Source organism: Kitasatospora griseola, from assembly GCF_044999035.1.
Classification (GTDB): Bacteria; Actinomycetota; Actinomycetes; order Streptomycetales; family Streptomycetaceae; genus Kitasatospora; species Kitasatospora griseola.
In genome coordinates this window covers 2,669,481-2,682,678 of the sequence record NZ_CP173360.1, presented here as the reverse complement: position 1 = coordinate 2,682,678, position 13,198 = coordinate 2,669,481, and the positions used below count along the sequence as shown (strand labels likewise).

The following is a 13,198-nucleotide window of genomic DNA, read 5'->3' as shown; positions in this document are numbered from 1 at the left end:
AGCGAGAACGCACCGCGAGCGGGCACGAAACGCGAGCGGGCGTGAACCCGGGGCGCGAGAACAGGGAGAGCACAACCAGGGGCGCGCGGAACTGCGCGCAGCGGAAGGCACCCCATCGCAAGATCGCGACGCGGGCAATGACCTGCCGTTGATCGCGACCTTCCGGACAGGCCTTGCGCTTGTCGCGCAGTTCTCCCCCAGCCCTGGCGGGCCGGGAGGTACCCCCACGCGCTACTACTCGCTCGCCGCCTTGAACGCCTCCGCCAGCGCCGGGGCGACCAGCTCCGTCTGCCAGGCGCGGGCCCCCAGGGCCCGCAGGGCGTCGGAGACGGCCGTCGCGTCCGGCTGCGCCGGGGGCTCCCAGGAGACGCGGCGGACCAGGTCGGGGGTGATCAGGTTCTCCGCGGGGAGGTGGTGCTGTTCGGCGAGGGCGGTGACGGCGGCGCGGGCGCCGGTGAGGCGGGCCGCGGCGACCGGGTCCTTCTCGGCCCAGGCGCGGGGCGGCGGCGGCCCGTCGTGCGGGGCGGTCGCGGAGGGCAGCGCGGACTCCGGGATCTCCCGGGCGCGTTCGATCGCGGCCAGCCACTGGTCGAGCTGGCGCCGGTTGACCCGGGGCCCGAAGCCCTGGACGGCGATCAGCGCGGGCGCGTTGAGCGGCATCGCGAGCGCCGCGTTGACGATCGCGGCGTCGGCGAGGACCCGGCCGGGGGAGACGTCGCGCTCGCGGGCGATCCGGTCGCGGGTCTGCCAGAGTTCGCGGACGGCGGCGAGCTGCCGGCGGCGGCGGACCTTGTGCAGCTGGGAGGTGCGCCGCCAGGGGTCGACCCGGGGGGCGGGGCGGGGGGCGGCGGCGAGGGCGGCGAATTCCTGGTGGGCCCAGTCCAGCTTGCCCTGCCGGTCGAGTTCGGCCTCCAGGGCGTCGCGCAGGTCGACCAGGACTTCGACGTCGAGTGCGGCGTAGCGCAGCCAGGGTTCGGGCAGCGGGCGGGTCGACCAGTCGACGGCGGAGTGTTCCTTGGCGAGGGAGAGGCCGAGGACGTTCTCGGTCATCGGGCCGAGGCCGACCCGGGGGAAGCCGGCGAGCCGGCCGGCGAGTTCGGTGTCGAACAGCACGCCGGGGTGCATGCCGACGTCGAACAGGCAGGGCAGGTCCTGGGTGGCGGCGTGCACGACCCACTCGGTGTCGTGGATGGCGTCGTCCAGCGCGGACAGGTCGGGGCAGGCGATCGGGTCGATCAGCGCGGTGCCCGCGCCCTTGCGGCGCAGCTGGATCAGGTAGGCGCGCTGGCCGTAGCGGTAGCCGGAGGCGCGTTCGGCGTCGACGGCGACGGGGCCGGTGCCGGTGCGGAAGGCCGCGATGGTGGCGGCGAGCGCCGCGGGGTCCGACACCACCGGTGGGAGTCCGTCCCTGGGTTCGAGGAGCGGAACCGGGGCGATCTCTTCTGGGATGGAGGCTACGGCGTCGGTCACCTCCCTAGGGTACGTCGTGTGCCGCCGCCGGGAGTGTTGTCCGACTGGTCGGACCATGTTCGAACCTGTGCCGGTGGGCGGCGGCCGGCCGAGCGGACAGGACGACGGGTCGTCACCGGAGCGAACGGGAACGGCCCGGAGGAAACGTTCCTCCGGGCCGCCACCAGCGACGATGTGGATCAGTGGATGATTCCGGTGCGCAGCGCCACCGCGACCATCCCCGCCCGGTCGCCGGTGCCGAGCTTGCGGGCGATGCGGGCCAGGTGGCTCTTCACGGTGAGCGCGGACAGGCCCATCGCGACGCCGATCGCCTTGTTCGACTGACCCTCGGCGACCAGCCGCAGCACCTCGACCTCACGGCCGGACAGCTCGCGGTAGGCGGAGGGCTGCGCACCGGGCGCGCCGGGAGCGCCGGGGGCGGCGCCGGGCTGGCCGGGGGCGCCGTGCATTCCGGGGTGGTGGCCGGGGATTCCGGGGCGGCGCATCCGGCCGGCCAGTCCGGCGCCGATCGGCAGTCCGGGGCGGCCGGGCATCGCCATGCTGGTGCGGGTGCCGGTGACCACGTAGCCCTTGACGCCGCCGGCCAGGGCCGAGCGGACCGCGCCGATGTCGTCGGCGGCGGACAGCGCCAGGCCGTTGGGCCAGCCCGCGGCGCGGGTCTCGGCCAGGACGGTCAGGCCGGAGCCGTCGGGGAGGTGGACATCGGCGATGCAGATGTCACGCGGGTTGGAGATGCGGGGCCGGGCCTCGGCGATCGAGGAGACCTCGATGACGTCGCGGACACCGAGCGCCCATAGATGCCGGGTCACCGTGTTTCGGACCCGGGGATCAGCGATGACCACCATGGCGGTGGGCTTCGTCGGACGGTACGCGACCACGTTTGCGGGGTGCTCAAGAAGGACCGACACCTGGGGCCTCCTGCGGGGGAGTGGCGGACGGAACCCCGAGGGGGCGGTCGGAGTGTTCCGCGTCTGGAAAGGGTCACTGACACCTTCGGCATCAACCGTGACCGGCTTTAGCGGGTGATCACGATCTGGTGAGTAACAATACGGACAAATCGTGCAGACGACCGGTACGACGTGCCCGGAAATCGCACGGATTCGATCGTTCTCGGCGACGCGCTGATCGGAAACGGTCGGTTAATTGACCGGGAGCGTCTACGAAGTCACACTCCGTCAGCCCTGCGGGTGGTCGCCGGACCGGGGCGTGCGACTGTCCCCCCGGGGTGTCTACGGGGCGGAGGGCGCGGGACAGCCGTGCGAGCGGCGGCGCGGGGGCGGGGCGGGAAGAACCGGCCGGGGCGGCCGGGGCGCGGTCAGTGCGGGTTGCGCGGCCGACGGCGGGCCGGCATCGGGACCACGCCGCCGAGCCCGCCGGAGTCGCCGGCCGGCGACGGGGCGGACGGGGCGGGCGGCAGCCCGGCGCACACGCACAGCAGGTCGGCCCAGGCGGCCAGGTGCCGGTCGAAGCGGCCGTCGGCGGGCGTCCAGGACGCGCGCAGCTCGATCTCGGTGGAGGCGCCGCGCTCGGCCAGCCCCCCGAAGTACTGCGAGTGGCACCTGGTCACCGTGCCGCTCGGCTCGGCGTACCGGGCGCCGTGCGCCTGCAGGGCGTCCATCAGCCAGCTCCAGCCGACCTCGGACAGCAGCGGGTCGCCCGCCATCTCCGGCTCCAGCTCGGCCCGGGTCATGGTGACCACCCGGAAGTCGCCGTTCCAGGCCTCCGGCGAGGACGGGTCGTGCAGCAGCACCAGGGTGCCGTCGGCCAGCTCCTCGCCGTCCACCTCGACGGAGGCGGACAGCGCGAAGGAGTAAGGGGCCAGCCGGCGGGGGGCGGGCCGGGGGGACAGCTGCACCTCGGGACGCAGCCGCGCCCCGGTCAGCGCCTCGACCGCCTCGCGGAACTCGATCGGCGCCGACTCCCCGCCCGTTCCTCCACCCTGTGCGGATTGCCCGCCGACCGCTGCCATGCTCGGAAGCCTAGGTGGCGCGGGCCCGCAATCCGAGCACTTTCGTCCCTCCGGCGTGCCGAAATTCCGGAAATCGGCCAGGCCGGGACCGCTGTGCGCCGCGCCGGTGTCCGAGGTGTCCGTTTTGCCTGGTCGGCGGCCGGGACGGGAGCGGTCGCGTGCGAGGATGTGACGCGTGAGTGAGACCCCCGCAGCCCAGTCCGGTCAGCGGCCCCGCGGCGCCGCGTACGACTCCGTCTTCCTGCGCGCCGCCCGCAACGAGCCGGTGCCGCACACCCCCGTGTGGTTCATGCGGCAGGCCGGCCGTTCGCTGCCCGAGTACCTGAAGGTGCGCGAGGGCATCCCGATGCTCGACGCCTGCATGCAGCCCGAGCTGGTCAAGGAGATCACCCTGCAGCCGGTGCGCCGGCACAAGGTGGACGCGGCGATCTTCTTCTCCGACATCGTGGTCCCGCTCAAGGCGGTCGGCATCGACGTGGAGATCAAGGGCGGCGTCGGCCCGGTGATCGCCGACCCGATCCGCACCAAGGCCGACCTGCAGCGGCTGCGTCCGCTGGAGCCGGACGACATGCCGTACATCACCGAGGCGGTCGGCCTGCTGGTCGCCGAGCTCGGCGCCACCCCGCTGATCGGCTTCGCCGGCGCCCCGTTCACGCTGGCCAGCTACCTGATCGAGGGCGGCCCGTCGAAGTCGTACGAGAACACCAAGGCCATGATGTACGGCGCGCCCGAGCTGTGGGCGGAGCTGGTCGACCGGCTCGCGCAGATCACCTCGGCGTTCCTGAAGATCCAGATCGAGGCGGGCGCCTCGGCGGTCCAGCTGTTCGACTCCTGGGCGGGCGCGCTCGCCCCCGACGAGTACCGCCGCTCGGTGATGCCCGCCAGCGCCAAGGTGTTCGACGCGGTCGCGCCGTACGGGGTGCCGCGGATCCACTTCGGCGTCAACACCGGCGAGCTGCTCGGCCTGATGGGCCAGGCCGGCGCGGACATCGTCGGCGTCGACTGGCGGGTCCCGCTGGACGAGGCCGCCAACCGGGTCGGCCCCGGCAAGGGCCTGCAGGGCAACCTCGACCCGGCCGTGCTGTACGCCCCCACGCACGTGGTGGAGACCAAGGCCCGCGAGGTGCTGCACGCCGCCCAGGCGCTCGGCGGCAGCCACCACATCTTCAACCTCGGCCACGGCGTCATGCCGACCATGGACCCGGACGCGCTGACCCGCCTGGTCGCCTTCGTCCACGAGGCCAGCGCCCGCTGACGCCCCGTCAGCGGGGTTCGTCGCCGCCGAGGAAGGCCAGCACCGCCAGGACCCGGCGGTGGGTGTCCTCGGCGGGCGGCAGGTCGAGCTTCAGCAGGATGTTGCCGATGTGCTTGGCCACCGCCGCCTCCGACACCACCAGCCGGCGGCAGATCTCCGCGTTCGAGCAGCCCCGGGCCATCAGCTCCAGTACCTCCCGCTCGCGCGGCGTCAGCCGCTCCAGCGGGTCCCGGCGGCGGGACAGCAGACGGCGCACCACCTCCGGGTCGACCACGGTGCCGCCGGACGCCACCGTGTCCACCGCGTCCAGGAACTCCTCGACGTGGCCGACCCGGTCCTTCAGCAGGTAGCCCACCGCGCCGTCGCCGTCGGCCAGCAGCTCCGCCGCGTACGAGCGCTGCACGTACTGGCTGAGCACCAGCACCGGCAGCCCGGGCCGCCCGGTGCGCAGCGCGACCGCCGCGCGCAGGCCCTCCTCGGCCAGGCCCGGCGGCATCCGGACGTCGGTGACCACCAGGTCGGGCCGGTGCTCGGCGACCGCCGTCAGCAGTGACGGGGCGTCACCGACCGCCGCCGCCACGGTGTGGCCGAAACGCTCCAGCAGGCCCACCAGACCCTCCCGCAGCAGCACGGAGTCCTCGGCCAGCACTAGGCGGAGCGGGCGTCGGGCAGCAACGGGCACGGGATCTCCACACGCAGCAGGGTCGGCCCGCCGGGCGGGCTGCTGACGGACAGTCTGCCGTCCACCACCGCGATCCGGTCGGCCAGTCCCGTCAACCCCGTGCCCCGGGCCGGGTCCGCGCCGCCCCGGCCGTCGTCGGACACCTCCAGCACCAGCAGCCCGCCCTCGCGGCGGCCCACCACCTCGACCCGGGACGCGCCGCCGTGCCGGGTCGCGTTCGTCAGCGCCTCGCACACCGCGAACCAGCCCGCCGACTCCACCGCCGCTGGCAGTCGGCCCGGCAGCGCGACGACCCTGCTGTGCGCGGCGATCGCCGTGACCTGCGCGACCGCAGCGGCCCTGCACGCGGTCCGGGGCCGGCCGGTGGCGGCGCTGCGCTGAGCGGCGGACGGTCGGGTTCGAGGTTTGCCGGGTGCGGTGAAGTACCGGCTTCGGGTCGCTGCGCTGGCTGGTCGCGGTGCGGGCGGATTCGGCGTGGCTCCGGTGTCCGCGGCGCGGGTGCGAGTGCGGCGGCCGTGCTGCGCGGGCGCCGGCCGGTCGTGGCGGGGGCCGGGCCGCTGGGTTCGCCTGTTGGCGTCCCCGGGCCCGGCCGGCCGTCGTGGCGCAGTGGGCTCAGTCCTCCGTCCCGGGCGTCGGCGGGTGCTGGGGCGGGGCGGGGAAGGCGTTCCGGGCCGGAGGCGGGGTGGGGCGGGGGCGGGTGCGGCGGAGACGGAGGAGGAGCCAGGCGACGGGGGCGAGGACCAGCAGGAACGGGGCGCCGGCGGCCAGGACGACCAGGAGGCCGTGCAGGACGGCCAGCAGCGCGTGCCAGCCGCCGGTGAGGGCCTTGCCGACCGAGTGCCAGAAGCCGTCCTTGGGCTTGGCGACCGCGTCGGTGGGGCGCTGGGAGTCCGTCAGCAGGTCGAGCGTCACGGTGGAGAGCGAGGTGCGCGAGGTCAGCGCCTGCTGCTGGCGCTCCAGGGCCTCCAGGTCGGACTCACGGCGGGTCAGTTCGCTCTCCAGCGAGACCACTTCGGACAGCGTCTTGGCCTCCGCCATCAGGGCCCGCACCCGGTCCACGCTGGCGCGCATCGACTTGACCCGGCTGTCCACGTCGGCGATCTGGCCGGTGAGGTCGTCGGCCTGGCTGGTCAGGGCCAGTCGCCGGCCGAGGCCGCCGATGGCGTCCACGGTCTTCTGGTACGACTCGGACGGCACCTTCAGCGTCAGGGTGGCCTGGGCGCCCTCGCCCGCTCCGCGCCGGCTCTCGCCCGACACGAATCCGCCCGCCTGGGTGACCAGGTCCACCGCCTTGTCGCGGGCCGGTTCCAGGTCGTCCACCTTGATCGTCATCCGGGCCTGGTAGGCGATCTGCCGGTTCACCGGCTGCCCGCTCGCCCCGGCCGACGGCGCGGCCGTGGCACCGCCCGCGCCCGCACCGCCCGTCCCCGCCGCGCCCGCCGCGGCCTTCGCGTCGGCCGGTGCGGCCGCCGCCGCGTCGTCGGCCTTGCCCGCGGATGTGCTGCTGCCGCTGCCGTTCGCGCTGCACCCGGCCAGCAGCAGCACCGCCGCCAGAACGCCGGCCGCCCCCGCTCTGCGCACCCGTACTCCCATGCCCGTCCCCTCCCCGTGTCCGTGCGGCGGGCCGCTCGCCCGCCCTCAAGCACTGTGACGCGCGGGCCCGCGGACCGGACCCGCGCCGGCGGTACCGGAACGATCACGCCTCGGCCTCACGGCGGTCTCGGCGGTCGCGTGGGCCGATTCCGGATTCGGGATAAGGGCTGGAAGACTGCGGGACATGGCGAAACCTCACGTCGTGGTGATCGGTGGCGGCGTCGCGGGCCTGGCCGCGGCCGCCTTCCTCAGTGACCGGCCGGTGCGGGTCACCGTGCTGGAGGCGTCCGACCGCTTCGGCGGCAAGCTGCGCGGCGGGGAGGTCGGCGGCGTCCGGGTCGATCTCGGCGCGGAGTCGATGCTGGCCCGCCGCCCGGAAGCCGTCGAACTGGCCCGGCAGGTCGGTCTCGGCGAGCAGTTGGAGCCGCCGACCACCGCCAAGGCGTCGATCTGGACCCGGGAGGGCCTGCGTCCGATGCCCGGCGGCCAGTTGATGGGCGTGCCCGGCGACCTGGACGCGCTGAAGGCGTCCGGCGTGCTCACCCCCGAAGGCCTGGAGCGGGCCGTCCACGAGCAGCCCGCCGAGATCGGCGACGACGCCCCGATCGGCGCCTACATCGCCGCCCGGCTCGGCCGCGAGGTCGTCGACCGGCTGGTCGAGCCGCTGCTCGGCGGCGTGTACGCCGGGCACGCCGACGAGATCTCGATCCGCGCCGCAGTCCCGCAGCTGCTGGCACTGGCGCAGCGCGACGGCTCGCTGACCGAGGCGGTGCGCGAGCTCACCGGCCGTTCGACCGCCACCGGCCCGGTCTTCCAGGGCCTGCGCGGCGGCCTCGGCACCTTCCCCGACGCCATCGCCGCGCACGACCGCGCGCACGGCGCCGAACTGCTCACCGGCCACCCCGTCGAGGCGCTGCGCCGCACCCCCGACGGCTGGCAGGTCACCACCGGCGGACGGCGACTGCACGCGGACGCCGTGGTGCTGGCCGTCCCCGCCCCGCACGCCGCCGCGCTGCTCGCCGCCGACGCGCCCGCCGCCGCGGCCGAGCTGCGGGGGATCGAGTACGCCTCGATGGCGCTGGTCACGCTCGCCTTCCGGCGCGCCGACCTGGCGGACAGTCCGCTCGTCGGCAGCGGCTTCCTGGTGCCGCCGGTGGACCGCCGCAACATCAAGGCGTCCACCTTCTCCAGCAACAAGTGGGCCTGGCTGGAACGCTCCGCGCCGGACACCTTCCTGCTGCGCACCTCGCTGGGCCGGCACCGCGAGGCCGCCGCGCTCCAGCTGGACGACGCCGACCTGGTGGCCCGTTCGCTGGCCGACCTGCAGACCGCCGTCGGCCTGCGCGCCACCCCGTACGACCACACCGTCACCCGCTGGACCGACGGTCTGCCGCAGTACCCGGTCGGCCACCTCGACCGGGTCGCCCGGATCCGCACCCGGCTGGACGCGCTCGGCGGCATCGCCGTCTGCGGCGCCGCCTACGACGGCGTCGGCATCCCCTCCGTCGTCGCGAGCGCCCGTCGGGCCGCCGCCGTCCACCCCGTCACCGGAACCACCCGCACAGAAGGGACAATGGGCTCATGACCGAAAGCACTGAGCAGCCCGTGAAGAAGAAGGCCCGCGACCTCAACCAGGTCATCCGCTACACCATGTGGTCGGTGTTCAAGCTGAAGGACGGCCTCCCCGAGGACCGTTCCGCCCTGGTCGCCGAGGTGGACGCACTCTTCGAGCAGCTCGCCGCCAAGGACGTCACCATCCGCGGCACCTACGACGTGTCCGGCCTGCGCGCCGACGCCGATCTGATGATCTGGTGGCACGCGGAGAACTCGGACGACCTGCAGGAGGCGTACAACCGCTTCCGCCGCACCGAGCTGGGCCGCCGGATGGAGCCGGTCTGGTCGAACATGGCGCTGCACCGCCCCGCCGAGTTCAACAAGTCGCACATCCCCGCGTTCCTCGCCGACGAGCGGGCCCGCGAGTACGTCTGCGTCTACCCGTTCGTCCGCTCCTACGAGTGGTACCTGCTCCCCGACGAGGAGCGCCGGGCGATGCTGTCCGAGCACGGCCAGATGGCCCGCGGCTACCCGGACGTGCGCGCCAACACCGTCGCCTCGTTCGCGCTCGGCGACTACGAGTGGCTGCTGGCCTTCGAGGCCGACGAGCTGCACCGCATCGTCGACCTGATGCGCGACCTGCGCCCGTCCCGCGCGCGGCTGCACGTGCGCGAGGAGGTGCCGTTCTTCACCGGCCGCCGCAAGTCGGTCGGCGACCTGGTCGCCGGGCTGTTCTGACCCGACCGCTCCGAACCGCTCCGACAGCCGTCACCGCGCCCCCGCGCGGCGGCGGCCGTCGGCGTTCCGGGGCGCGGTCACGCGGGGGCGTTCTCCAGGTCGTCGATCACCAGGTCGGGCAGCCGCAGCTGGTACTCGACGGGGGTGGTGGAGCCGTCGCCCCACTGCTCGGTGAGCAGCACGGCGGTGTGCCCGGCGCCGCTGCTGTCCTGGGCGACGGTCCAGCCGACCGGGACGTCCTGCGCCCGGAACACCGGGTCGGCGTCGTTGGCCTGCGCCCACCGGTCGAGCCGGGCGTTCAGGTCGGCGGTCAGGTACTTCTGCCGGACCATCCTGGCGGCCTCGGGCTCGCCCTGGAGGACGGCGTCGCGGTACGTGGAGAAGAACGTGTCGACCCGCTGCTCGGCGGGCGTCCGGAACGCCTGCGGCTGCGAGAGGCTCGGGGCCCGGTGCTGTTCGACGGCGAGCGCCGCCGGGCCGGGCGCCGACAGGACGACCGGCGAGAGGACGAGGACCGCCGCGGCGGCGATGCGGAGACGAATCATGCCGTCGAGTCTGCGAGCGGCCGGAGGGCCCCGGCGCGCAACGCGCTGACGCGGCGTCGGAACTCGGCCCGGACGGCCCCGGGCCCGTCCGGCTAACGGTGGCTCAGCGCCGCCCGCAGACGCGGGTCCTGGACGGCCTCGGGCCCGCGGATCGCGACCGCGGTGAGCAGGTCGTCGGTGCCCGCCCGGCAGATGTGCGGCCAGCGCAGGGTGCGCAGCAGGCGCTGCCCGGCGGGGGCTGCCCAGGCGGTGTAGGAGTGCACGTCGACCCGGGCCATCATCAGGGTGCCGCCGGTCAGCACCAGCGGCAGCGAGTACCAGGCGACGGCCGTCCGGGCCAGTTCGCCGTCGGAGTTCAGCACCACCGTGAGCAGCAGCATCGCGACCGCCCCGAGCAGCGCGTACCGGACGTGCCGGATCGCCCGCAGCGCCCGGACCCGGACCTCCGCCGGCGTGGCCAGACCGGCCAGCGCCAGCCGGTCGCCGATGTCCCGGACGGTGGGGTGGGCGGCCAGCGCCGCCTTCAACTGGGCGGTGCGGCACTGGCCCTCGGGGCCGATCGCGGTGATCAGGGCCCGCTCCAGCCGGCCCCGGCCCTGCGGATCGACCACCGTGGTCCACCCGGTGTGCGCCAGGTGCAGCCGGCCCAGCCCGGCCATCCGGACCAGCGCCAGATCCACCACCCGGGCCGGTCCGCCCGCCAGGTACGCGGTCTCGTACAGACCGATCCCCGAGGTCCGGTCGGCCGTCGGCAGGTGCTCGACGAGGGCGTCGGCGGCCGAGGCGACCCGGACCAGGCGCAGACAGGACAGCACCGCGGCGGCACAGGTCGGGATCAGCAGCAGCACCCACATGGTGTTTGTTCTAGTCCCGCTCACGCGGCAAGCGGAATGGATCCACCTGCCGCGATACCGAACTGTGACACGACCCCGACTCAGGACCCGCAGCCCCCGCCGCCGCAGCTCGACCCGCACGAACTGGACGAACCGCACGAACTCGACGACCCGCAGGAGTGCGAGGACCCGCCGCAGGAGTGCCCGCCCGAGTGCCCCGAGTGCCCGCCGGAGTGCCCCGAGTGCCCCGAGTGTCCGGAGGAACCGGACGAGCCGCAGGAGCTGACGGTGGTTCCGCACCACGCCGCGCCCGCGGCCCCTCCGGTGTCCGCCGCGCCGCCCGAGCTGCTCGAACGCCCCGCCTTCACCAGGGAGGCCGGCCGGGGCGCGGTGCCGCCGAGCGCCTCGCGCAGCGGCCGGTCCGCGGCGTCCTTCAGCGCGGCGGGCCCGTCCAGGGCGAACGCGCCGACCAGGGCGGCGTGCCCGCGGTCCACCTCGCGCGGACGCCACGGGCTGCTGCCGTGCATCAGTTGCAGCTGACGCTCCCCGGCGGGCGTGATCCGCGCCTTCGGCGGCCGGCCGACCACCAGGTGCACGACGGCGACCACGGCCAGCGCCCCGAACGCGAAGAACGGGGGAGTGCCGGCGTCCCGCCCCGGCTCGGACAGCCACTGGACGGTGGCGGCCGTGCCCAGCACCAGGGTGACCACCAGCGCGAGCACCACCAGCCGGCGGGCCCGCCAGGCGGCCTTGAGCGCGGCGGGCCGGCGCAGCAGGCCGCGGGCGGCCAGGGCGTCACCGATCCGCTGCACGTCCGGGCTGCCCAGCACGGAGGCGCGCAGCACGGACAGGTCCCGCCCGGTGCGGCCGCCGACGGCGGTGATCAGCACGGTCTCGACGGCGTCGCGCGGCGCGGCGTCGGTGACCGTGACCCGCTGGGCCCGGGAGATCACCACCCGGCCCTCGCGTTCCATCCGGACCAGCGCGGTGTCCACCGCCCGGGCCGGGCCGCCGGCCAGGAACGCGGCTTCCAGCAGCGGCATGCCGTTCCCGGGCAGGCCCCGGGGCTCGGTGACCCGGCGGCAGCGCCGGTCGAAGACGGTGGCGACGACCATGGACAGGGCGACCATGACCAGGGCCACGACGAACTGGGTGTTCCACATTCCCCCGAAGTCCTTTCGTGCAGTGGTGCGAGAGGCGGCGACACGGCCGGTGAGGTGGTGCCGAGTGCGGCGTTCGCGAGGGCTACCGGTGCGCCCGGGCGGTGCGGCGCGGCAGCAGACCGGCCCAGCGGCGGGCGGCCGGGTGGAGCAGACGGTGCAGGGCCGGGTGCCACGGCGCGGCGGGTGCGGCGTCCAGGGCCCAGGCGACGAAGGCGTGGGCGTCGGCCCGGTAGCCGCCGGTGAGCGGGCGGCCGACGGCGTAGCGGCGGAACAGCGGTGCGAAGTCCGGGCCGAGCAGCTCGGGCAGTTCGGGCATCAGGTGGCCGACGGTCTCCCGGCGCTTGGCGAGCAGGCCCTCGGACTGGGTGCGCAGGTGTGCCGGGTCGAACCCGACGGGGGCGGGGCCGCCCGCCACCAGGGCGGTCAGCAGCTCCTCCTGACGGGCGGCCAGGTTGCGGCGGGCCAGGGCGAGTTCGGCGTCGGCGCGGTCACGGATCAGGTACTCGTCCAGTTCGGACACGGTCGGGCTCCTTCCGGTGGTCGCGGGCCGTGCGATGGACCCGGCGGACGGCGTCGAGTTCGGCGGACAGTTCGGCGGGCGGCGGGTAGGCGCCGTCCCGCTCCAGCAGCACCCCGGGCGGGTCGGTGCGTTCGCACAGTGCGGCGAGCACCTCCAGCACGGGGGCGGTGACGGGATGGGTGTGGGTGTCGTGCCAGACGCCGTCGCGCTCCACCCCGCCGGCGACGTGCACGTAGGCCAGCGCGTCCAGCGGCAGCCGGTCGAGCTCGGCGGCCGGGTCGACGCCCAGGTTGACCCGGTTGGTGTGCAGGTTGGCGACGTCCACCAGCAGGTGCACGCCGGTGCGCTCGACGAGTTCGGCGAGGAACTGGGCCTCCGTCAGCTCGTCGCCCGGCCATGCCAGGTGCGCGGCGATGTTCTCCAGCGCCAACGGAACCGGCAGTTCCTGTTGGGCGATCCGCACGTTCGCGGCCACCACCCGCAACGCCTCCCGGGTGCGCGGCACCGGCAGCAGGTGGCCGGCCTCCAGGCCGCCCGCCCGGACGAACGCCAGATGCTCGCTGACCAGCGGCGAACCGAGCGCCTCGGCGACCGCGGCCAGCCGCGCCAGCCGTGCCGGATCGGGCTCGGCGGCATCGCCGAGGCCCAGCGAGACGCCGTGCGGAACGACCGTCACGCCCCGGCCCCGCAGCGCCGTCAACGAGGGCGGCAGGTGGTCGGCGCAGACGTTCTCGGCGACCACCTCCACCCAGTCCAGCCCGGGCAGCCGCTCCACGGCGGTGTCGATCTCGGGGCGCCAGCCGAGCCCCGTGCCCAACCGCGGAATTCCGTGCGAGGACATATTCCACCCCTTCCCGCCGGGCCTTTCGACGGCCT

Annotated in this window: 10 protein-coding genes and 3 pseudogenes; 3 read left to right on the top strand and 10 right to left on the bottom strand. The window is 74.9% G+C overall.

What is annotated here, in order from left to right; translation table 11 throughout:
- Positions 1-234: 234 nt before the first annotated feature.
- The 3 genes from ACI1MP_RS12190 to ACI1MP_RS12180 form a co-directional block, all read right to left on the bottom strand.
- Positions 235-1,470, bottom strand: a complete 1,236-nt coding sequence (locus tag ACI1MP_RS12190) for an HRDC domain-containing protein (RefSeq protein WP_380339540.1) — start codon at positions 1,468-1,470, stop codon at positions 235-237.
- A 179-nt stretch (positions 1,471-1,649) separates the two neighbouring features.
- On the bottom strand, positions 1,650-2,378 hold the full coding sequence (locus ACI1MP_RS12185) for a LuxR C-terminal-related transcriptional regulator (RefSeq protein WP_404868659.1): 729 nt from the start codon (positions 2,376-2,378) through the stop codon (positions 1,650-1,652).
- A 407-nt stretch (positions 2,379-2,785) separates the two neighbouring features.
- The gene (locus ACI1MP_RS12180; RefSeq protein WP_380339537.1) at positions 2,786-3,439 is read right to left on the bottom strand and encodes a DUF3000 domain-containing protein; all 654 of its coding nucleotides are present in this window, start codon (positions 3,437-3,439) and stop codon (positions 2,786-2,788) included.
- A 175-nt stretch (positions 3,440-3,614) separates the two neighbouring features.
- Between ACI1MP_RS12180 and hemE the strand changes: the two genes are divergently transcribed.
- Entirely contained in the window at positions 3,615-4,694 is a 1,080-nt protein-coding gene (gene hemE / locus ACI1MP_RS12175) for a uroporphyrinogen decarboxylase (protein ID WP_363481044.1), read from the top strand.
- 7 nt (positions 4,695-4,701) lie between these two features.
- Here the strand turns inward: hemE and ACI1MP_RS12170 are convergent, their stop codons facing one another.
- From ACI1MP_RS12170 to ACI1MP_RS12160, 3 genes and pseudogenes are all read right to left on the bottom strand, one after another.
- On the bottom strand, positions 4,702-5,376 hold the full coding sequence (locus ACI1MP_RS12170; RefSeq protein WP_404868658.1) for a response regulator: 675 nt from the start codon (positions 5,374-5,376) through the stop codon (positions 4,702-4,704).
- Positions 5,343-5,666 (bottom strand): annotated as a pseudogene (locus ACI1MP_RS12165) (sensor histidine kinase); the annotation flags it as partial. The gene ACI1MP_RS12170 and the pseudogene ACI1MP_RS12165, both read right to left, overlap by 34 nt.
- A 322-nt stretch (positions 5,667-5,988) precedes the next feature.
- On the bottom strand, positions 5,989-6,969 hold the full coding sequence (locus ACI1MP_RS12160; RefSeq protein ID WP_404868657.1) for a DUF4349 domain-containing protein: 981 nt from the start codon (positions 6,967-6,969) through the stop codon (positions 5,989-5,991).
- Positions 6,970-7,120: 151 nt separating this feature from the next.
- Between ACI1MP_RS12160 and hemG the strand changes: the two are divergent.
- Positions 7,121-8,554: pseudogene (gene hemG / locus ACI1MP_RS12155) on the top strand (protoporphyrinogen oxidase); the annotation flags it as partial.
- Positions 8,551-9,261, top strand: coding sequence for a hydrogen peroxide-dependent heme synthase (gene hemQ, locus ACI1MP_RS12150; protein WP_043909976.1), 711 nt, complete (start codon positions 8,551-8,553; stop codon positions 9,259-9,261). The pseudogene hemG and the gene hemQ, both read left to right, overlap by 4 nt.
- A gap of 77 nt (positions 9,262-9,338) precedes the next feature.
- Here the strand turns inward: hemQ and ACI1MP_RS12145 are convergent, their stop codons facing one another.
- From ACI1MP_RS12145 to ACI1MP_RS12130, 4 genes and pseudogenes are all read right to left on the bottom strand, one after another.
- On the bottom strand, positions 9,339-9,806 hold the full coding sequence (locus ACI1MP_RS12145) for a hypothetical protein (RefSeq protein WP_404868656.1): 468 nt from the start codon (positions 9,804-9,806) through the stop codon (positions 9,339-9,341).
- A 92-nt stretch (positions 9,807-9,898) separates the two neighbouring features.
- Positions 9,899-10,660: a TIGR04222 domain-containing membrane protein gene (locus ACI1MP_RS12140; RefSeq protein WP_380339524.1), complete on the bottom strand. Its 762-nt coding sequence runs from the start codon at positions 10,658-10,660 to the stop codon at positions 9,899-9,901.
- An 80-nt stretch (positions 10,661-10,740) separates the two neighbouring features.
- Positions 10,741-11,802: a TIGR04222 domain-containing membrane protein gene (locus ACI1MP_RS12135; RefSeq protein ID WP_380339522.1), complete on the bottom strand. Its 1,062-nt coding sequence runs from the start codon at positions 11,800-11,802 to the stop codon at positions 10,741-10,743.
- An 82-nt stretch (positions 11,803-11,884) separates the two neighbouring features.
- A pseudogene (locus tag ACI1MP_RS12130) lies at positions 11,885-13,148 on the bottom strand (DUF692 domain-containing protein).
- Between the last annotated feature and the right edge of the window lie 50 nt (positions 13,149-13,198).